At 38.5% G+C, this 22148-nt stretch carries 19 protein-coding genes; 12 read left to right on the top strand and 7 right to left on the bottom strand.

Annotation, left to right across the window (positions count from 1 at the left end):
* Positions 1–24: 24 nt before the first annotated feature.
* From leuB to MKZ14_RS13175, 10 genes are all read left to right on the top strand, one after another.
* Entirely contained in the window at positions 25–1125 is a 1101-nt protein-coding gene (leuB, locus tag MKZ14_RS13220; RefSeq protein WP_004231422.1) for a 3-isopropylmalate dehydrogenase, read from the top strand.
* Positions 1126–1142: 17 nt separating this feature from the next.
* Positions 1143–2552, top strand: coding sequence for a 3-isopropylmalate dehydratase large subunit (leuC, locus tag MKZ14_RS13215; RefSeq protein WP_339280070.1), 1410 nt, complete (start codon positions 1143–1145; stop codon positions 2550–2552).
* Between the two features lie 32 nt (positions 2553–2584).
* Complete coding sequence (leuD, locus tag MKZ14_RS13210) at positions 2585–3175, top strand: 3-isopropylmalate dehydratase small subunit (protein WP_339280069.1); 591 nt, start codon at positions 2585–2587, stop codon at positions 3173–3175.
* Positions 3176–3583: 408 nt separating this feature from the next.
* Positions 3584–4468, top strand: coding sequence for a ribokinase (gene rbsK / locus MKZ14_RS13205; RefSeq protein WP_259950797.1), 885 nt, complete (start codon positions 3584–3586; stop codon positions 4466–4468).
* Between the two features lie 256 nt (positions 4469–4724).
* Complete coding sequence (locus MKZ14_RS13200; RefSeq protein ID WP_339280067.1) at positions 4725–6575, top strand: dynamin family protein; 1851 nt, start codon at positions 4725–4727, stop codon at positions 6573–6575.
* Between the two features lie 104 nt (positions 6576–6679).
* Positions 6680–7900 (top strand): RtcB family protein, encoded by a 1221-nt coding sequence (locus MKZ14_RS13195; RefSeq protein WP_054550473.1) that lies wholly within the window; start codon positions 6680–6682, stop codon positions 7898–7900.
* A gap of 72 nt (positions 7901–7972) precedes the next feature.
* On the top strand, positions 7973–8974 hold the full coding sequence (locus tag MKZ14_RS13190) for a LacI family DNA-binding transcriptional regulator (protein WP_231595618.1): 1002 nt from the start codon (positions 7973–7975) through the stop codon (positions 8972–8974).
* Positions 8975–9074: 100 nt separating this feature from the next.
* The gene (locus tag MKZ14_RS13185) at positions 9075–10496 is read left to right on the top strand and encodes an aldehyde dehydrogenase family protein (RefSeq protein ID WP_339280064.1); all 1422 of its coding nucleotides are present in this window, start codon (positions 9075–9077) and stop codon (positions 10494–10496) included.
* A 20-nt stretch (positions 10497–10516) separates the two neighbouring features.
* Positions 10517–11362 carry an N-acyl homoserine lactonase family protein gene (locus MKZ14_RS13180; RefSeq protein WP_115673339.1) on the top strand — a complete coding sequence of 282 codons (846 nt, stop codon included), beginning with the start codon at positions 10517–10519 and terminating at the stop codon, positions 11360–11362.
* A gap of 17 nt (positions 11363–11379) precedes the next feature.
* A complete protein-coding gene (locus tag MKZ14_RS13175; RefSeq protein ID WP_054550470.1) occupies positions 11380–12552 on the top strand; it encodes an iron-containing alcohol dehydrogenase in 1173 nt (390 codons plus the stop codon).
* Between the two features lie 119 nt (positions 12553–12671).
* Here MKZ14_RS13175 and MKZ14_RS13170 read toward each other — a convergent pair whose 3' ends face one another.
* A complete protein-coding gene (locus MKZ14_RS13170; protein ID WP_048392396.1) occupies positions 12672–13181 on the bottom strand; it encodes a ferritin in 510 nt (169 codons plus the stop codon).
* Positions 13182–13380: 199 nt separating this feature from the next.
* Positions 13381–14142 carry a TerC family protein gene (locus MKZ14_RS13165; protein WP_016994674.1) on the bottom strand — a complete coding sequence of 254 codons (762 nt, stop codon included), beginning with the start codon at positions 14140–14142 and terminating at the stop codon, positions 13381–13383.
* Between the two features lie 416 nt (positions 14143–14558).
* On the opposite strand from MKZ14_RS13165, the gene MKZ14_RS13160 reads away from it, so the two are divergent.
* Positions 14559–16319 (top strand): ABC transporter ATP-binding protein, encoded by a 1761-nt coding sequence (locus MKZ14_RS13160; RefSeq protein WP_339280061.1) that lies wholly within the window; start codon positions 14559–14561, stop codon positions 16317–16319.
* A gap of 296 nt (positions 16320–16615) precedes the next feature.
* On the top strand, positions 16616–17035 hold the full coding sequence (locus MKZ14_RS13155; protein ID WP_339280059.1) for an SRPBCC domain-containing protein: 420 nt from the start codon (positions 16616–16618) through the stop codon (positions 17033–17035).
* A gap of 39 nt (positions 17036–17074) precedes the next feature.
* On the opposite strand, the gene MKZ14_RS13150 is transcribed toward MKZ14_RS13155, so the two are convergent.
* The 5 genes from MKZ14_RS13150 to MKZ14_RS13130 all read right to left on the bottom strand — a co-directional run bounded on the left by MKZ14_RS13150 (position 17075) and on the right by MKZ14_RS13130 (position 22146).
* The gene (locus MKZ14_RS13150) at positions 17075–18550 is read right to left on the bottom strand and encodes a spore germination protein (protein WP_339280058.1); all 1476 of its coding nucleotides are present in this window, start codon (positions 18548–18550) and stop codon (positions 17075–17077) included.
* Positions 18550–19674 (bottom strand): spore germination protein, encoded by a 1125-nt coding sequence (locus MKZ14_RS13145; RefSeq protein WP_258860805.1) that lies wholly within the window; start codon positions 19672–19674, stop codon positions 18550–18552. Before MKZ14_RS13145 ends, MKZ14_RS13150 begins: the two co-directional genes overlap by 1 nt.
* Before the next feature lie 148 nt (positions 19675–19822).
* Entirely contained in the window at positions 19823–20713 is an 891-nt protein-coding gene (locus MKZ14_RS13140) for an RsiV family protein (RefSeq protein ID WP_036077330.1), read from the bottom strand.
* Complete coding sequence (locus MKZ14_RS13135) at positions 20706–21224, bottom strand: sigma-70 family RNA polymerase sigma factor (RefSeq protein ID WP_004230723.1); 519 nt, start codon at positions 21222–21224, stop codon at positions 20706–20708. The genes MKZ14_RS13140 and MKZ14_RS13135 overlap by 8 nt, the downstream gene beginning before the upstream one ends.
* A gap of 154 nt (positions 21225–21378) precedes the next feature.
* Positions 21379–22146, bottom strand: coding sequence for a TSUP family transporter (locus tag MKZ14_RS13130; RefSeq protein WP_016994669.1), 768 nt, complete (start codon positions 22144–22146; stop codon positions 21379–21381).
* Positions 22147–22148: the final 2 nt, after the last annotated feature.

Raw genomic sequence — 22148 nt, 5'->3', positions numbered from 1 at the left:
TATACAAAGAAAGGTGTTTTGACGATGGAGAGAAAAATTACAGTACTTCCCGGTGATGGAATTGGGCCAGAGGTTGTTGCTTCTGCTGTACGTGTATTACAGGTGATTGGTAAACGATTTAATCATACATTTCATTTAGGATATGCAACAATTGGTGGTGCTGCAATCGACCAGCACAATAATCCTTTACCGGATGAAACAATCGAGATGTGTGAAAATAGTGATGCGATTTTATTAGGAGCTGTAGGTGGTCCAAAGTGGGATCAAAACCCTCCTGAATTACGCCCAGAAAAAGGGTTACTGCGAATTCGGAAACACTTCGATTTATTTGCTAATCTACGTCCAGTAAAGGCGTTCCCGAGTTTACTAGATGCTTCACCATTAAAGCGTGAAGTGGCTGAGAACGTTGATTTAATGATTGTACGTGAACTAACAGGCGGCGTATACTTCGGGGAACCACGTATGCGTACTGAAAATGGCGCAATTGATACAACCGTTTACTCTAAAGCAGAGGTGGAGCGTATCGTTGAAAATGCCTTTGAGTTAGCACGTTTACGTGGGGGCAAGTTATGCTCTGTTGACAAGGCGAATGTGCTTGAAACAAGTCGCTTATGGCGTGAAGTTGTAGAAGCAAAGAAAAAAGAGTATCCAGATGTAATCGTAGAACATAACCTAGTAGACTCTGTCGCAATGAAACTTATTACAAATCCCGGACACTATGATGTAGTCGTTACTGAGAATATGTTTGGTGATATTTTAAGTGATGAAGCATCTGTTATTACTGGTTCTCTTGGTGTTTTACCATCCGCATCTATTCGTGGTGATAATTTTGGCTTATATGAACCAGTACATGGCTCAGCACCAGAAATTGCAGGGCAAGGTGTAGCAAATCCTGCTGCAACCATTTTATCCGTAGCGATGATGCTGCAATATTCATTCGGCTTAAAAGAAGAAGCGGCAGAAATAGAACGCGCTGTAAGTGCAGTATTTGATGATGGCTACTTTACAGCCGATCTTGCTCGTGACGGCAGTCGCATTTTATCGACGAATGAATGGACAGATAAGGTAATTAACGAAATTGATACTAGCTTTGTATCACAAAGTATTATGACAACATATATTTAAAGAAACAGGTGAAGACAATGGGTAAAAATATAATTGAAAAGATTTGGGATAAACATGTTGTTTATCAGGAAGAGGGCAAACCGGACCTGTTATATATTGATCTTCATTTAATTCATGAAGTAACATCTCCGCAAGCTTTTGAAGGATTACGCATGAACGGACGTAAAGTGCGTCGTCCTGATTTAAGCTTTGCGACAATGGATCATAATGTACCGACAAAAAATTTACCAACTATCCATGATCCCATTGCACGCAATCAAATCGAAACATTAGCTAAAAATGCTGAGGAATTTGGCGTTGAGTTAGCAGGCATGGGTCACCCTGACCAAGGGATTGTCCATGTTATTGGACCAGAGCTTGGATTAACACAGCCTGGTAAAACCATTGTTTGTGGTGATTCTCATACATCGACTCACGGGGCCTTTGGTGCCATTGCATTTGGTATTGGTACATCAGAGGTGGAGCATGTATTATCAACGCAAACGTTATGGCAAAATAAGCCAAAAACAATGGAGATTCGTGTTGAAGGGGAGCTACCAGTTGGGGTAGCAGCAAAGGATATTATTTTAGCCATCATTGCCAAGTTCGGTATTGGTGTTGGTACAGGACATATTGTGGAATTTACTGGAGAGGCTATCCACAAACTATCTATGGAAGAACGGATGACGATTTGTAATATGTCCATTGAGGCAGGCGCAAAAGCAGGGCTTATCTCACCTGACCAAACAACAGTCGATTATATTCGTGGGCGCAAATATGCACCGCAGGGAGAAAAATTTGAAGAAGCAGCCGCTTATTGGTTAAGTCTTGCTTCAGACGAGGATGCAACGTACGATACGGTTCGTATTATAAAAGCTGAAGAAATTGAACCAATCATTACGTGGGGAACAAACCCATCGATGGGTACGGGTGTTTCTGGGCATGTTCCAACACAAGCAGATTATGAGGATGAATCTGACAAGGCGGCACTTCAAAAAGCACTTGCCTATATGGGCTTAGAGGAAGGTCAGCCATTAACATCCATTGACATCCAGCATGTCTTCATTGGCTCCTGCACAAACTCACGCATTAGTGATTTGCGTGCAGCTGCTGATGTCATCAAAGGGCGTAAGGTGCATGACAAGGTCACAGCCATCGTTGTCCCAGGCTCATATACAACGAAAAAACAAGCAGAGGCAGAAGGTTTAGATAAAATATTTATGGATGCAGGCTTTGAATGGCGAGAGTCTGGTTGCTCGATGTGTCTTGCGATGAATGATGACGTCGTACCAGCTGGAGAACGCTGTGCCTCTACCTCAAACCGCAACTTTGAAGGACGTCAGGGCGCTGGAGCTCGTACACATTTAGTGTCACCACCAATGGCAGCAGCCGCTGCGATTGCAGGTCACTTCGTCGATGTACGTGAATTTGTGAAGGAAACAGTGTAAGTCTTGCTTTACTGGGAAGGGATGATTGAAAAATGGAACCAATTAATATCGTAAAGAGTGTCATCACACCACTTGATCGAAAAAATGTTGATACCGATCAAATTATTTCAAAAGAATTTCTAAAACGTATTGAGCGTACAGGTTTTGGACAGTTTTTATTTTACCATTGGCGTTTCGATGCACAAGGGAATGAAATAGCTGACTTTGTATTAAATAAACATGAATTTAAAGAATCTAAAATTCTAGTGGCGCAAGATAATTTCGGCTGTGGCTCCTCTCGTGAACATGCACCATGGGCAATTTTAGATTACGGTTTTAACGTTGTGATTGCACCTTCTTTTGCAGATATTTTCCATAATAACTGCTTCAAAAACGGTATCTTACCGATTAAGCTAACAGAATCGGAATGTGATGCTATTTTAGCAAAAGGCTTAGCAAAGCCCTATAGTATGGAAGTAAATCTTGCAGAGCAAACCGTAACAGGGGAAGATGGTACAGTCTATCATTTTACAATTGACCCATACTATAAAGAAACGTTACTGAATGGCTGGGATGAAATCGCCTTAACCTTTAAATATGAGGACCACATTGCCGCATATGAGGCGAAGCGAGTAGCCTATTAATTGATATGACTGAAGACAAGTTTTATGTTGTCTTCAGTTTTTTTGTGTTTGTAGTGCATTTCCTATATGAAATTATTTATAATAAAGGAAACATCAAATGCGAAGGTGGCACTATGTTATCATTATAATAATATTTGTATATTAAAGGACAAATCCAGCCAGTTTTTGAAAGCGTCATCTGAAGCATTGCTTCGCATAACAGGAAGATAGCCTGAGTGACTAGATCGTTTTCATTTAACGAGTAAAAGAAGCTCGTATCGATTTACAGTAAGTGAAAGAATTTAGGGCATCCCTAAAACAGTCGATAGGTTTTTAGTTTATACGAATTTTTATATTGTTAAGCTACTGAAATGATACTACTCATTTCAGTTGTTTTTTGTTTGATCAAAAGATGAAAGGTGGAATTCTATGATTACAGTTATAGGAAGTTTAAATATGGATTTAGTTGTACAAATGAATGCTTTTCCAAAGCAGGGGGAAACCATTCTAGGTAACTCGTTTCAAACAGTTCCAGGAGGAAAAGGGGCTAATCAAGCAGTTGCCGCAGCTCGTCTTGGCAGTGAGGTGGCGATGGTTGGCTGTTTAGGGAATGATCATTTTGGTGAGACATTACATGCTGCTTTACAGCAAGAGCAGATTCAGACAAACGCCATTGTAAAAAGCACCACTGCTCCTACAGGCATTGCTAATATACTTATTTACAATAACGATAATCGAATTGTTGTCGTACCTGGAGCTAATTATGATCTAAGCATATCCCATCTTGAAGCTTCAAAAGAGTTGATACAAAAAAGTCACTTGGTAATTATACAGCTTGAAATCCCTAAAGAGACGACAGCCCATGCCATTCATTTATGTAAAGAAGCGGATGTTCCGATACTGTTAAACCCTGCTCCAGCAGCCAATTTTGATGTGCAGTGGATGGACGATATTACCTATTTAACACCTAACGAGACAGAATGTGCTGAAATTTTTAACGAGCCAGTGGAACAAGTTTTAGAAAAATATCCTAATAAATTAATCGTGACGCTAGGAAGTGATGGTGCACGTTATTTCGATGGCTCCTATCCAATTCATGTTCCAGGTTATATGACAACAGTCGTGGATACAACGGGCGCAGGTGATACCTTTAATGGTGCTTTAGCCTATGCTTTAGTAGAAGGGCAATCGTTGGATGAGGCTGTATATTTTGCTAATATCGCTGCTTCCTTATCTGTAGAGAAACTAGGTGCCCAAGGTGGAATGCCATTACTTGGAGCTGTTTATGCACGTATGGCTGGTTTGGAGGGATAGGACAAAGGTCAGATATTCAGCAACCTTGGAGAGAAATCTCCAAGCCTAATACTTCTAAACTCATAGCTGGGACTATTCCCTTTAGTCTGTGTAGCAATCATATATGAAGCAGACAGGAAATAGGTGTAAGGATGAATTCCTATTTGTCGTATAAACGTATAAGTATATTGTCCTCTTTTCATCAATCCATGTATTAGAAAAGCCATAGTTTCATTTATAATGGTCTTATAGATACATACGAAAAGAGGTTTTGAGGATGACGAACATTGACAATACGCCAATCAAAAATACAACCTCAGCGAATAATATTTTGCCGCAATTTGTTGACCAACTACGACACTTGTATGGCATCATCGTCCAAAATACATATGTGAAAGATACAGCAAAACATTTAAATCGAATCATTCAAGATGCCAATAACCAGACGATGATTTTAATAGTTGGAAAAGAGCGGGTGGGCAAAACAACACTTGTGAATGGACTTCTAGGACGCGAAATATTATCGGTAGATGATCAGCATCCAACAAGTGTAAATACGTTTATACGCTACGGCGAGCAAGAAGAGATTAAAGCTTATTTTTTAGATGGTGTTGTCGCTGTATTTGATCTCAGTAAATTAGAGCTACTAACAACTGGCGATACGTTTGCTTCCCAGATTTTACGTGAACACTTAGATTATCTAGAAGTCTATTTGAAAAATGATTTATTAAAATCCGTGACAATAATTGATTCTGTGTCATTAGAAGCAGGCGGAGGAGAAATGGCTTATTTTTCAGAGGCGCTTATGAACCGTGTTGATGAAATTTTCTGGGTGTTACGCGCTGGTTCAATGGCAATGGATGCTGAACTTCTCTTGATTGAAACGTTAAAAAATAAAGGTGTTGAACCTTTATGTGTCATCAACGGCATCGATGATGAGGAACATGCCACAGCATTTATGGACTCTGAACAACAACGTATTGGTCATTTGATGAGTGATTTTATAGGGATTTCAGCAATTAATGCACTAGTAGCCAAACAAACAGACAGTCATGAGCTTTGGCAAAAAAGTCAGTATGATCAATTAATTGCTCACATTCATCGTGTGGCTGAAAATAGTGATAAAAAAACATATGCCATCCTAATTCGCTTCTTACAATGGCTTGAACGATTCCGCTTCGAATTAACTGTAATTCCACAACGAGATCCATTTCAATCTGCTGTAGAGAATATTGAAAAATATGCAGGCGATACCCAATATGAATATTCTCGCTATCAACGTGACTTAGCAATTGTCAAAGAATATGAGCAAGAATATGAACAGGTAGCGAACACGTTTAAACAGGTTCAAACACTGTATCAGCTATTACAAACGATAGCGCAACATGATTATTTACACGATTCCAAGGTGGAAGAATTTACTGAAATTGCTGTGCACTATCAACAAATGTTGCGTGAATACCGCAACATGCACAGTGAGTATTTACGCGAATATGAGCGTTTAGATGCACAACATAAAAAAATTCATGGTAAAGGTCTTATGAAAGCTTTCTTTGGCCAACATACGCAAAATGAATTTTTCAAAGAGCGTGTTCAAAAACTCAATGAGCAGCAAGAGGTTTGTGTCGCCCAATATGCCAAGGTACAACAAGCAGAGGTTTCAATGCTACAGGCGATTCGAGATACACAGCCTTTTTTGATTGATTTAGTGAAAGTACGCATGAGCCGTATTGAACAAAAGGTACAGAAACTAAATCAACAGCGTGCAAAAGATAAGCGTCAGTTAAAGCGCTATGCTGAAAAATTAAATGAATTTTCTTGCTTAATCGAAGCACAGGGTTATATAAAAGAGCATCTTCAACCATTTTTAATGAATGAGCAAATGCCGTTGAAATCGAAGGATATTGCCATGCTTGAGGAATCTGTGCAGGCTATTTTAGCCATTGATTTATCAAACAATGGCTTACTCGCAAGAAGTCAAATGAATAATAAAATGGAAAGTATTGCAATACCTTTTGAGGTGCAAGAAAAATATCCCCTGCAAATGCTTGACTTAAGGGAAGAAGATGTAAAATCAAATGATATACCCGAAATACCTAAAAAATTAGTTGTACAATATGAAGATTAGGTTTTCACCAAACGTTCTAAAAGTAGCATGCTTTTAGAACGTTTTCTTTATGATATGAAACAAATCATTCCAGTTTTACGTATAAGTAGTAAGGAGGGATACACTTGATTGAAATAAATGGACGCTTCACGAATGCAAAAATCTTTGCGCAAACAGCATTACAAACAGCTGTTGATCAGATTCAAGAATTAACAGACCAGGCTTTTATGGCAGGCACTAAAGTACGTATTATGCCAGATTATCATGCGGGTAAAGGATGTGTCATTGGCACGACCATCCAATTGCAAGACCGTGTTGTACCCAATCTTGTCGGCATTGATGTGGGGTGTGGTGTATTTGTAGCACAACTTGACGTAACAACAGTTGATTTTGCTCAACTCGATGCCATCATTCGCACATATGTACCAAGTGGGCAGGATATTCATAAAGAAGTATCGCCAAGCCGACATTTTGTAGAGTTTGAAGGTAAACAATTTCGAGCAAGCGGCTTGAAAGACGACTATACGAACTTGTCATTAGGTACACTTGGGGGAGGCAACCATTTTATTGAACTTGCCAAAGATGAAGATGATCAGCACTATTTGCTCATCCATACGGGGTCACGCTATGTAGGGGCAAAGGTTGCTAATTGGCATCAAAAAAGAGCTTATGAAAATTTACGTCGAGAAGATTTGACAGAAAAAATAGAGGCAATGAAACAGCAAGGACGACAACAAGAGATTCAATCCATGATACAAGCCTATAAAGAACAAACACCGTTCGTTCCGAAAGACTTGTCATATTTAGAGGGGGAAGCTTTCCATGATTATATCCATGATATGAAGATTGCACAGCAATTTGCACGGATGAATCGTTGGACCATTGCAGAAACCATTGCTAAACAGATGGATTGGCATTTTACAGATACGTTTGATACGATTCATAACTATATCGATACAGAAACGATGACGCTTCGCAAAGGGGCTGTTCGTGCAAATAAAGATGAAAAGCTAGTTATTCCAATGAATATGCGGGATGGATCTCTGATTTGTATAGGGAAAGGCAATGCGGAATGGAATTATTCAGCCCCCCATGGAGCAGGACGCATGTTTTCACGACGCGCAGCGAAAAAAGCTTTGAATATGGCCGATTTTAAAGATACGATGCAGGGGATTTGGACAACATCAGTCAATGAAGAAACATTGGATGAGGCACCAATGGCCTATAAGCCGATGACAGAAATTACTTCTGCGATTAGGGAAACTGTAGATATTGTCAAAGTTATTAAACCTGTTTATAACTTTAAAGCGAGTGAAGCTGCAAAGCCATATGAGCGAAAGCGTTAAGGTAGAGAAGGAATCATCACTATAATCAGTATTCTATAGATGATATAATATAGCTTCACAATGATGAAATGGGTGGTTTTTTTGGTATCTTCAAAAGATGTGGCGAAGCATGCTGGTGTCTCACAAACAACTGTATCTAGAGTATTGAATACACCAGAGCTTGTAAAGCCAAAAACAATTGAAAAAGTAATGCAGGCGATAGAGGAACTAAACTATGTGCCAAATGATATAGCAAGATCGCTTGTTCAGAAAAAAACAGGTATTATTACATTGATTTCGGGGCCCTTACACAACCCTTTTTTTGTTGATACAACTACAGCCATCGTGAATTATGTTAATGCACGTGGCTATAAAGTTAATGTCTATTTTGGCACAGAGGATAATCTTAATTCAATCTACAATGCAGTTTTAGAAACGAAAGCAGACGCAATTATATTGTCTTCTATGTTGTATCAAGATGATTTATTTTATAAACTAGAAAAACTAGCTATTCCATTTATTATGTTTAACCGTAAGCATAAAGAGAATAGACATTTTGTAGAAATTGATAATGTTCAAGCAGGTTACCTTGCGACCAAGCATGTCCTATCATTAGGGCATGACTCTTTATGTTGGATAGGGGGTCCACATCAAATGAGTACCTTCTATGGACGCTATCTGGGATTTGAACAAGCTTTACAGGATTATGGGCTAGATGCAAAATTAGTGCCTACTTTTTTAACGAACACCAATAAAATGGATATTGAACGTGCGTTTGCAGAGCTTTTACAACTCGAAAAAAGACCAACAGCTATTTGTGCTGCTACGGATGCCATTGCCATTGAAATATTGAATCTTTGTTTAGAGAGAGGTTTTCAGGTTCCGAGAGATTTTAATATCATTGGTATTGATAATGTAGAGCTTAGTAAACATCACTCTATTGCCTTAACAACAGTAGGTTTAACATCAGAAGAGAACTTAGGTTTTATTGCTATCGAAAAATTATTTGAGGTAATGGAGAAAAAAAGTACTTGCATTAGACAAACAGAGTCTGTTAAGATTTTCCCAAGAAATACAACGTGTAAAATAAACTGATAGACCATCAGTTTATTTTTTACACCAAAATGGTTACGTATTCATTTCTTTATTTTCTGAAATGAATACGTAACCATAAAAAGAAAGGAGTGAATTACGATTGAAAAAGGGCTTATGGATTAATGGAGAATGGAAGATGACTGCTGAATGGATGGAGATCCATGCTCCCTATTCACAAGAGGTATTGGCACACTTTGCGATGGCCACTGAAAAAGATGTACAGGAGGCCATTGAAAGTGCGCATGCTGCAGCTCCTCAAATGGCTGCATTAACTGCTTTTCAACGAGCAGAGATATTAGAGCAGTTATCCACCCTTTTTGCAGAAAATAGAGATGAAGCAGCAAGTATCATTGCAATGGAATCAGCCAAACCGTTAAAGTATGCTTACGCTGAAATTGATCGCACAGTTGAAACCTATAAATTTGCGGCAGAAGAAGCAAAGCGACTTACTGGTGAAATGGTTCCAATGGATGCATCAAAAAATGGAGAGGGGCGCTTTGCTTATACATTAAGAGAGCCAATCGGTGTTGTGGCTGCGATTACACCATTTAACTTTCCGCAAAATCTAGTAGCACACAAAGTTGGACCTGCATTAGCTGCAGGCAATACGATTGTATTGAAACCTGCCACACAAACAGCATTATCCGCTCATTTTTTGGCAAAATTATTGGCGCAAACAAATTTACCAGCAGGTGCCTTTAATCTTGTAACTGGACAAGGTAAATTAGTAGGCGATGCATTTTTAGCACATCCAAATGTTAAGATGATAACGTTTACAGGAAGTCCAGCGGTAGGGATTTCTCTACGCAATCGTGCAGGCTTGAAGAAAGTAACTTTAGAATTAGGTTCCAATGCAGGCGTAATTATCGATGAAGGGGTACAGCTAGAGCGTATTATGGATCGCGTTGTGATGGGGGCCTTTTCCAACCAAGGTCAAGTCTGTATTTCTTTACAACGTATCTATGTCATGGAAAGTATGGTGGAGGAATTTTTAATACGGCTGAAGGAAAAAATAGAGCAGCTTACAATTGGTGATCCAATGGATAATCAAACAGATCTTGCTATGATGATTTCACAAGCTGAACAACAGCGTGCTTATCAATGGATTGAAGAGGCAGTAGCTGAAGGGGCACAAGTAATTACAGGTGGTCACATTGACAATCATATTTTATTGCCTACTGTTTTATATAATGTTCAACCACAGAGTCGTGTATCCTGTGAAGAAATTTTTGCACCTGTTGTTATCGTTAATACGGTATCCACCATTGATGAAGGGATAGCGGCTATCAATGATTCTCACTATGGCCTACAGGCAGGCATCTTCACTCCTTCTATTCAGACAGCTTTTCAGGCTACAAAAGCATTGCACGTTGGTGGAGTCATCATTAATGATGTACCTACTTATCGAGTAGATCACATGCCATATGGTGGTGTAAAGGAAAGCGGCACAGGCCGTGAAGGCATTAAATATGCGTTAGAAGAAATGACGGAAATGAAGCTAGTAATTTGGAATAACCAATAATCACGAATGGAGATGGGAAAATGAAAATGATTAAACAACATCCAAAATTGTATGTGATGGACAATGGTACGATGCGAATGGATAAAAATTATATGATTGCGATGCACAATCCCGCAACCATCGATCATCCAAACCAGCCAAATGAATTTGTTGAATTCCCTGTTTATACAGTATTGATTGATCATCCAGAAGGCAAAATTCTATTTGATACAGCATGCAATCCAAACTCGATGGGTCCAGAAGGGCGATGGGGTGAATTTACGCAAAAAGCATTTCCTATTAATATGCCAGAAGAATGCTATTTACATCATCGTCTAGAAGAATTAAATGTTCGTCCAGAGGATATCAAATATGTTGTTGCTTCCCATTTGCATCTCGACCATGCAGGGTGCTTAGAACTCTTTACAAATGCCACAATTATTGTACAGGAAGATGAGTTTAATGGCACATTACAAACATATGCTAGAAACGTGAAAGACGGTGCCTATGTTTGGGGTGACATTGATATGTGGATTAAAAACAATCTACAATGGCGCTTAATCAAACGTGGCGAGGATCATGTAAAACTAGCTGAAGGGATACAAGTATTAAATTTTGGTAGTGGTCATGCTTGGGGAATGCTAGGTTTGCATATTCAAATGCCTGACACAGGTGGTATTATTTTAGCTTCAGATGCCATTTATACGGCAGAAAGCTTTGGGCCTCCTGTCAAGCCACCAGGCATTATCTACGATTCTGTAGGTTATAATACAACAGTGGAACGGATTCGAAGACTAGCAAATGAAACAAATTCACAGGTATGGTTTGGCCATGATCCTATTCAATTTAAATCATTTAGGAAATCAACGGAAGGCTATTATGAATAGATAGGAGTAGAGAAGCCATGCATAAATTAACCTTTACGCCTGCTAGCTATACTGGCTGGGGCTGTTTGAGTCAGCTTCTGCTAGAGGTAAAGAAGTTTAACGCTCACAATATTTTGATCGTGACAGATCCATTATTAAAAGAAATAGGTCTAACGGACAATGTTGAAAAGCCTTTGATTGAGAAAGGCTATACAACAACCATTTATACGGATATTGCACCAGAGCCTCCGCTTGCAATTGGCGAAAAACTGGTTGATTTTACGAGAAAGCATCCATTTGATTTGGTGATTGGTGTAGGTGGGGGCAGTGCACTGGATTTAGCAAAGCTTGCCGCCGTATTAGCAAAACATGATGGAAAAGTTGCAGATTATTTAAACCTAACAGGAACGAAAACATTAGATAATAAAGGGTTACCTAAAATCTTAATTCCTACCACTTCTGGGACAGGCTCGGAGGTAACAAATATTTCTGTGCTATCACTGGATACAACCAAGGATGTTGTGACACATGATTATTTATTAGCGGATGTAGCGATTGTAGATCCTGCCTTAACGATTTCCTTACCATCGAAGGTGACAGCGGCGACTGGGGTAGACGCGTTAACTCATGCGATAGAAGCCTACGTATCAGTAAATGCGAATGCAGTAACGGATGCACTTGCACTACAAGCTATCCGATTAATTAGCCAGTCAATCCGAACAGCTGTCCATAATGGACAAGACAAGCAAGCGCGCACAGATATGAGTTATGGCAGCTATTTAGCAGGATTAGCCTTTTTCAATGCCGGTGTAGCAGGCGTCCATGCTTTAGCCTATCCCCTGGGAGGTCAGTTCCATATAGCTCATGGTGATTCCAATGCAGTACTATTACCATATGTCATGGGGTATATTCGTCAAAGCTGTGAAAAACGAATGAAAGATATTTTAGATGCCATGGGAATATCATCATCCTATTTATCGCAAGAAGAGGCTTCCTATAAATGTGTTGATGCCTTACAACAACTCGTTCAAGATGTGAAAATTCCCTCAACATTACAAGGATTCAATATCCCTGCATCAGCACTTGAACAGCTAACAGAGGATGCTACAAAACAAACGCGTATTTTAGCGCGAAGTCCAATGCCATTAAAGCGTGAAGATATCTATCAAATCTATCAAGCTGCCTTTGATGGAGTGGTAAGGGAACCATAAAGAACCTGAGAAACGTTGATTTTTCAACGTTTCTCTTTTATTGCATCTTTTGAAAATCCCACAAGCAAGATAGATACCTAAAAAAATCTGCCTTAATGGCAGATTTTTTATAAGAAATATTATGCTTCTGTATCTGGTGTAAATGTACGTGTAGCCAATTCTGCATCTAGCATAAAGATTGCGTTTGAGTCAGTTTCGATACGCTCGATTTTACGAATTAATGTATCAAATGTAGATTCTTCTTCTACTTGCTCGTCGATAAACCATTTTAAGAAGGCCATTGTCGCATGCTCACGTTCATCTAAAGCAATGTCTGATAAATTGTAAATACGGCGTGTTACTTCTTTTTCGTGTGATAGAGCCGTTTTAAAGGCATCTAAAATGGATTCGAAATGATTGCCTGGGCTTTCAAAACCTTGAATTGTTGCGCGGTAGCCCATATCACTTAAGAAATTATAAAATTTCATGGCATGGAAGCGTTCTTCTTCTGCTTGTACTAAAAAGAAGTTAGCGAAGCCATCATAATCTTGATCTGTGCAATAGGCTGCCATTGCCATATAGGCATGCGCAGAGTAGAATTCAAAATTCATTTGTTCATTAAGAGCTGTGTGTAGTTTTTCAGATAACATAAAAGTTTTCCTCCTTTTGCAGTAAATGACTTCTTTACTAGTATACAGCGTAGAGGCAGTAACATACAAAAAATTTAATTTTTAAAGCAATTCATGCAAAAAATAATTGATATTCGTTCTCAATTAGAAAATACCTTCTTTTATATTTTTAAGAAAATAAAAAAATCGCCCCGATCGTAATCGAAGCGATTTTTCATTATTATTGTTCTTGTTTCTTTTGATTTTTGACACCGATTAGGTAGCCACCTAATGCGATAGCAATTAAGACAATCCAGAAAATAGCTTTCCAAAGAGTGGAGTGGGGGAATTCGTGTGGAATCACACCCAATTTTTCATGTGCTAATGTTAATACAGCTAATTTTACACCAACCCAGCCGACAATTAGGAAAGCAGCTGTTTCAAGTGATGGGAATTTGTCGAGAACCTTTACAAACCAACGAGCTGCGAAACGCATCATGATGACACCAATAATACCACCTAAGAACATCACTGCGAACTGACCTGCGTTAATACCGCCAATATCAAAATCACCGATATGTGGAAGTGTGACAGCAATGGCAACCGCCGCAAGAATAGAATCCACAGCAAATGCGATATCAGCAAGTTCTACTTTTACAACCGTCATCCAGAAGCCAGATTGTTTTTTCGGCTCTTGAATTTCTTCGGAGTTTTGAGATGCTTTCCGCGAATCATAAATATGCTTAATAGACATAAACAGTAGATAAGCTGCACCTATTGCTTGAATCTGCCAGAAATTAACGAGCGTTGTAATAAGGAATAATGCGGCAAAACGGAAAACAAACGCCCCCACCAATCCATACAATAAAGCTTTTTGTTGTTGTGCCTTTGGTAAATGCTTAACCATAACAGCCATTACGACGGCGTTGTCTGCTGCTAACAAACCTTCTAGTACAATTAATACGACAAGTACCCATGCGTATTCTAAAAATATTGCCTCCAAATTTATTGCCTCCTTTAATTGTTGAACAGAAATGAATGGCTTGCTAACTTATTCTTTCCCTATTTTAAGCAAAAGAAAAAGACCCCTGCCTAAAAAATAGGCAAAGGTCTTGCTAAGCAATTAACTGTTCGTTGCACAGAAAGGTTTCTGTGTGACAAGAAATGCCATCACACCCGATGGTAATATACCATGTAATGACGAATGTGAAATCAGATGCATCGATCGCATCTGCTAGCTACTCCCCTTTGACAATAAAGTCAAAAGCTATTCAATTCTTACTAACATAGTAACATGCAACATTTTAAAAGTAAATAAAAATATACTGCTATGGAGAAAAAATACTTTTCCGTTACGTTTGCACAAATGGTACTATTAAAAGATAGGCAAAATTTTTACAACTTAGAGAGGAGACAAACATGTATAGAAAATTTTTTTCCTACTACAAGCCACATAAACGATTGTTTGTCATCGATTTTTCGAGTGCCATTATTGTAGCAATCTTAGAGCTTGCGTTTCCATTGGCTGTTCAATGGTTTATCGATGAGCTATTGCCAACAGGGGATTGGGGCATGATCGTGAAAATAAGTGTCCTATTACTGCTTGTTTATGCCATTAGTACATTATTGAACTTTATCGTTAACTATTTAGGACATAAACTAGGCATAAATATCGAAACGGATATGCGTCAAGAATTATTTACGCATGTACAAAGGCAATCATTCCGATTCTTTGATAATACGAAAACAGGTCATATTATGAGTCGCATTACTAATGATTTGTTTGATATAGGTGAGTTTGCCCATCATGGACCAGAGGATCTCTTTATTGCGATCATGACCTTTGTTGGGGCCTTTGCCATTATGTTTAATGTCAATCCAACACTCGCCTTGATTGCAGCGATTATGGTGCCATTTTTAACATGGCTTGTGACATTTAGTAATATAAAAATGAACAATGCTTGGAAAACGATGTATGGCAAAATTGCTGATGTCAATGGGCGTGTGGAGGATAGTGTATCTGGTGTACGAGTTGTAAAATCCTTTACTAATGAAGCTTTTGAAATTAGCCGATTTAAAGAACAAAATGGATTTTTCCGTGCGGCAAAATTATATGCCTATAAAATTATGGCAGGGACACACTCCAGTATCTACATGATGACGCGTCTTTTAACACTAGTTGTGCTTGTTGTCGGTGCTTGGTTAAGCTTTAATGGAAAGCTATCTTATGGGGAGCTTGTAAGCTTTGTGCTCTATACGAATGTTCTGATTAAACCAATTGATAAAATTAGTGCTTTATTAGAGCTTTATCCGAAAGGAATGGCTGGCTTTAAGCGCTTCCGTGAATTAATTGAACAGGAGCCAGAAATTCAAGATCGTGAGGATGCCAAGGCTATTAAACATTTAGATGGAAATATTGCCTTCAATCATGTTCATTTTAATTATGATGCATCCAAGCAGGTTTTACATGATATATCCTTTGATGTAAAAGCTGGCCAAACTATTGCCTTTGTAGGGCCTTCGGGTGCTGGTAAAACAACAATCTGCTCATTGATTCCTCGTTTTTATGAGGTGACAAAAGGCGCTATTACGATTGATGGTATCGATATACGGAATATGACACAAGCGTCATTACGTGCTCAAATTGGTATCGTACAGCAGGACGTCTTTTTATTTACAGGTACGATTCGTGAAAACATTGCCTATGGAAAATTAGATGCAAGTGAAGCGGAAATTCAAGAGGCAGCGAAAAAAGCCCATCTAGAGGCATTTATTGCAGAGCTGCCCGAGGGCTATGATACACAAATAGGTGAACGTGGCTTAAAATTATCAGGAGGCCAAAAGCAACGACTAGCGATTGCGCGTATGTTCCTAAAGAACCCGCCGATCTTGATTTTAGACGAGGCAACCTCTGCCTTAGATACAGAAACAGAAATGATTATTCAGCAATCATTAACAGAGCTTGCTGAAAATCGTACAACGCTAGTTATTGCCCATCGCTTGGCAACTATTCGCAATGCTGATCGTGTATTAGTTGTGACACCAAAGGGCATTGAAGAGGATGGTACCTATGATGAGCTAGTGGCTCAAAATGGGATTTTTGCAAAGCTTCATCATATTCAATTTCGCAAGGGACAATCAGAACAAAGCGTTCAGAAAGATTTTGTGGAATTGACGTAAATAAAGAAAAGGGAGATTGTTTTTAAACAATTTCCCTTTTTTTAGTTGTTTCCCTTACTTACTGTACTCATATTGTAGCCAAAGCACACTAACATGCATATTAAAGGTTACGTAGAAAGAGGGGACGATTGAATGCTCATGCCAACGAATATTCAAAGGGTACCAGATCAAATTATTCATTATGGCATGGATAGGGAAAATTGAACATTCATTTATGAATACATAGAAGGAATGTTTAGCAAGTTTATCGAATAGAACTACAGTTCACTATAAAGGTCATAAATAGAGGTGAAGCAATGGATAACGAAAAAATCATCGGTCAAACGAAAAATGTGGGCTTTCAAGTAGGGGTTAGAAGGACGTTACCCATTTCGCAGGAGCAAGCATGGGCATTGATTACGACAACAGAAGGGGTACGTACATGGCTGGGGGAAGGCACTTCAGTTATATTTGAACCTGGGCACAAATACCATTCAAAGACAGGGACAGGCGAAATCAGGATTGTTAAACCGTTAGAGCAGCTTCGATTGACTTGGCAAAAGGAAGAGTGGTCAAAACCATCTACCGTACAAATCTGTATTTTACCAAAAGAACGTAATAAAACGACCATTAGCTTTCATCAAGAACAACTTTCTGATCAGACAGTACGAGAAGAAATGAAAGGTCATTGGGAAAGGGTACTGGATGCTATTAAAGAAAGGGCACAAAATATTTGAACGGACAAAAATAGCACCCCTTTCAGTTTTGAAGGGATGCTATTTATTTTGGGAATCCTTATTTTCATGCCCCTTTGATGTTCGTGTATAATCCTGTGGAGCAAGTGCTTTATTACGTTCTGTATAGCCCTTAGGTGATAATCGAAAGATCGATTTTTTAATGGTTGCCCAATTTAGATCTGTTGCCAGGTTCATGTAAGAGTAGCCATAAATTCGAATATTACTTAAGTAAAGCAGTGTCAAATATAAAGAAACAAAGAAACCGAACAAACCGAAAAAGGCACTAGCAAAGATAAAGGCAACACGTAATATGCTGACTGAAGTAACAAGTGACTGATTCACCAATGTAAAGGAGGCAATCGTAGAAATAGCGATGACAACGATCATTTCAGGGCTCGTTACACCTGCTCGAATGGCTGCATCACCGATAATTAATCCGCCTACAACACTGATGGTCCCACCAATAACGGAGGGTAGACGCAAACCGGCTTCACGAAACAATTCAAACATCAGTAACATGAGCAACATTTCAAGCGAAGAAGGGAGCGGTAAGCCCACCTTCGCTTGCACAACGGTTGCGAGTAGTTGAAGCGGTAATTGATTTTGATGATAGGTTGTTAGGGCAAGCCAGAATGCAGGGAGTAGTAATCCAATTAAAATACCGAATATCCTCAATAAACGTTCGAGTGAACTGAAAATAATAGGATATTCATTATCCTCAGCTGATTTCAGTAAGAGAAACAAATTTACAGGGGTAACGATGGCATAGGCGACGCCATCTACAAAAATAATAAAACGTCCTCTTGCTAAGGCCTGAACCGCATAATCAGGTCGTCCTGTATAATCAAACTTCGGAAAAAGCTTGGAATTTTTATTCACCCGTTCCATCAATAAATCGCCACTAAAAACAATGTCTGTATCAACGGCAGCAAGCTGCTTTTTGATGCCATGTAAAATATCCATATCCACAATATCCTCAAAATAAAGAATGGCTACGGTGGTTTTTGATCGTTTCCCAAGCTCTACTTTTTCCACACAAAATGAATTGGTCGGCAAGCGTTTTCTTAATAGTGCGATATTGATGCGAATATCTTCAATGAAATTATCTCTGGGCCCTTTAACAAGAACCTCCATGCGCGTTTCTTCAGGCTTGCGATTCGGCTTTTGGGCAATATTGCTTGCATATAAAAGATTGTCTTCATCAAAATACAACAACAAGAAGCCACTATAGACAAAAGTTATCAGCTGTTCCTTGTCTTGTACTTTTTGCATACTTGGAATATGAAGATGCCTTGCGATATTCTCTTCAAAGGGGACCTCATCCAAATGATCATATAAATACTGAATACGTTGAATAATCACTTCATTAAGCATTTGTTGATCAATCATAGCATCACACGTAATAAAGTGTACTTTCTGCTGATTAAACATATATTCCTGAAATTGAATATCTGCCGATTTTTGAAATAATTTTCTGAGCGTACTAAGATCTAGCGCCTGTTCTTGCTGAGGCATTATGATTCACCACTTTTCCTATCTTGTTTTTCAGTTTTCCCCTTTTTAGAAGATTTATCCGACAAGAAAGCTACGACTACGAAAAATATTGAGAGTAAAAAGAAAAAAATAAAAGTGGCTGCAAGAATATAATGTCCTTTAACTTTTAAAAATAGGCTTTCATTTAGCATGATTAATGGTAAACAAAGAATAAAGAAAGGTGGAGCAAGCATTTGCCATATACGCTTCGGATTTCCTGTCATCTTCAATAAATCGGCCACAATGTACAAAAGGAAACTAACACGAATAAAGGTTCCTGTCAGCCATTGATAAATGGAGAAAAAGTCAAGATGCTCGATATAGCGACCGATTGTCACTAATCCCCATTCTTCGTAGGCAGGATAGCGTTGCTTAGCCGCTTCATTCGGTCCAAATTCTGTAATGGCCCCAATTAATGGGCCTAATGTCAGTCCTATTAAAATGGCCAGCATAATAGCAAAGTGGTACCAGCGAATACGTTCCTTAAATTGATGCTGTAAAAATAGCAACATTAAAAGCTCAATAAAACCGGACGCAGGGAAAATCATGCCTCGCAATATAGGCTGGAATCCGTGTTCAAAAAATGGACGTAATAATTCATAATCTTTCACCTGCATGTTCGTAAAGGCAACGAAAAAGCCAAAGATAACTACTCCGAATAATACAAAAACGTTTAAAATGACGAGCGTCTGTAAGCTAGTCGTCACAAGAAGAATACACAGAATAGTGTAGATAAATAGTAAGATGATCACAGGGGTTTGCGGTAAAAATGTAGTATTAACCCATTGCAATGTTTCAACCATTGTAAAAGCAGCGATAATCATTAAAAAAATAGCAATTGTATAAATAACAATAGTAGAGCCAATTTTCCCGATTTTTGATTCAAGCCAATCTCGGATGGGCTCCTGATTCGATTTTGATTGAATATATACTAATAAAAATAGCCAAAAGAAAACAATTCCTCCAGCAAATAATACCGATAGCCAGCCATCTCTTTTGGCCACATCTAGTAGTGGAGGAATAATGGTTACATGATTTTTCAAGCCAATAACAGTCATTGATAGGAAGATGACATGTAAAATACTGATTGATCCTACACTTTTCATGTTGAAAACCCTCTAACATTGATTGATACATATTAGCTTTGACAAAAAAAGTCGGCTTTATAAGCAGAAAATGGTATGGTTTCATGAAAAAACGAGGTATTAGATGACACCATCATCCAATACCTCATCATAGGAAAAGTAAGCTAAATTAATGAATATATTTTGTGCTAACAAGGTCTTCTTTTAAGACATCTGTTGGGATTTCAAACTCTACAACGCCCATATAGCCAGGTGCTACTTCATATTTATCAAAGGAAATCACAAGCTTGCCTTTATCAGAAATGTAGAATTGCTGATCGGGTTTAATGGCTGTAAATTCCTCCATTAATTCTTCATCGGCAAGGCCAGCACCCTTCACCCAGTAAACCTTATCCTGATTCGATTCAGCTATTTGTGTACGCATTTGTTCTTTAATATTTTCACTAATTGTTTCAACATAGTGCTGATCTTTAAAGAGCATTGGTAAAGTAATTAAAATTTCGTTTTCTTTATCGATCGTATCGTATTCCATCACCGTTGAAGAAGAAGCAACGGTATTCACTACATAACGACCAATCGATAAAATTTGTTCATTATCGGTTTTAATTTCGTAGCCACTATCAATACCTAAATGACCACCGCCATTTAATTTTAAATCGCCCACTTCTGCCATAAATTCATCGTAAAGTGTTTTACCTTCTGCACGATACTTTTCATTTAATGTATTCGCCAAATCTTGATTTTCTAAGTTTTCAATAGAAGGTACTTTAATATTGGCATCATAATTATCTTCTGCCACTTCATATTCTGTCCAAGTCAATACTTTTATCACACTACCAACCACGGGAATTTCTGAAAGTGTGCGTGCCATTGCAGGGCTTACATTTAAACCAGCAGTAAATAGCATGGCTGCAGCGGCAGATCCAAGGACCCATTGAGGTGTCCGATTTTTTTTCTTTTTTCGACCTTGCTTAAGTGCTCTTTCAACCACGAAGTCTAGCTCTTTTGGAATCGGGACTTTCATATATTGTTTTTCTAACTCCTGCAATTTTTTATCCATGTGCAGTTTCTCCCTTCACATCTTCCAATTGTATTTTCAATAGTTTTAATGCTTTATAAAGACGCGATTTGGCTGTACTCAACTTAATGTCGAGGATGTTCGCCACGTCAGCGAGTTTTAAATCCTCGAAATAATGGAGAATGACAACCTCTCGATACATTTGCGGGAGTTCATCCAACGCATGCTCCAAGTCAACGTTCTCATAAACATCCTCTTGAGCAGGCGTCAAATATTGTAATGTATCATCATCTGTCACTTGTAAGCGTTTATGCTTACGTAAAAAATCTATGGCTGTACGGACAACTATTTTATAAAACCAGCTTTTCATATAGGTCACATTTTCAAGTCGATCTAATGAAAGCATGGCTTTTTGGATACTGTCTTGTACAACATCTAGTGCGTCCTGTTCATTTTTTGTATAGCTATACGCGAGCAAATAAAAACGCTCTTTTTGTTCTCGAATGAATTGGACAAACACCTCTTCATGTTGAAATGCATTTCTTGTTCTCATGTCCAAAGAAGCTCCTTTATTAACATTATCAAATTGTATACATTTACTAGACGTTCGAGGAGAGGGAAAAAGTTGATGCCATGAAAAAAACTTACCCCATTTGAGATAAGTTTGATCCTTCTATAGTATTGGCATACGTTAGTATAACGACTGATCATGAAAAATAGTCATATGTATTTTTCAAGAGTAATAGAATGGTCACAACGATAAATAATTTACGTACATAGCCACTGCCGCGTTTAATGGCAAATTTTGAACCAACAATAGCTCCTGCAATTTGCGCAAGACCCATTGGTAGTCCATAGGCATAATTGATTTGTCCTAAGTATATAAACATAAGGAGGGCAGCTACATTACTGCCGAAATTTAAAAATTTGGCGTTTCCTGCTGCTTGTAAAAAATCAAAGCCAACTATGAGAAAAGCAAAGAGTAGAAACGAGCCTGTCCCAGGACCTAAAAAGCCATCATAGAAGCCAATAAGTGTAATCACGAAAACAAAAATAATAGAACGCTTTGGCGTTAATTGTTTATAGGTGGTCATACTGCCCCAGTCTTTTTTGAAGATGGTATAGATGGCAACGGCTGCAAGCATAATCAGCATTAATGGCTTTAGTACACTTGGATCCATTAGGTGTACAATCCAAGCACCCAGCATAGAGCCCAAAAAGACGAAGGGGAAAAGCTTATAGACGGCTTTAATATCTAGTTTACCAGAGCGATAAAAAGTCACTGTGCTAGTAAGGGAACCCATTGTACCTGCCAATTTATTGGTTGCTACTGCAGCAGAGGGTGGAAGACCAACGAACATAAGAGCTGGTAATGAGATAAGCCCGCCTCCTCCAACCACTGAATCAATAAAGGCTGCTAAAAAACCGAAGAGGATTAAAATTAATAAAATATTTATATCTAAATCAAAAGGCACAA

Origin of the sequence: Lysinibacillus sp. FSL P2-0066 (assembly GCF_037969495.1) — a bacterium.
In the GTDB taxonomy this organism is placed as follows: Bacteria; Bacillota; Bacilli; order Bacillales_A; family Planococcaceae; genus Lysinibacillus; species Lysinibacillus boronitolerans.
Note: the sequence above shows the minus strand (reverse complement) of the source record. Positions and strands in the feature narration are given on the sequence as shown.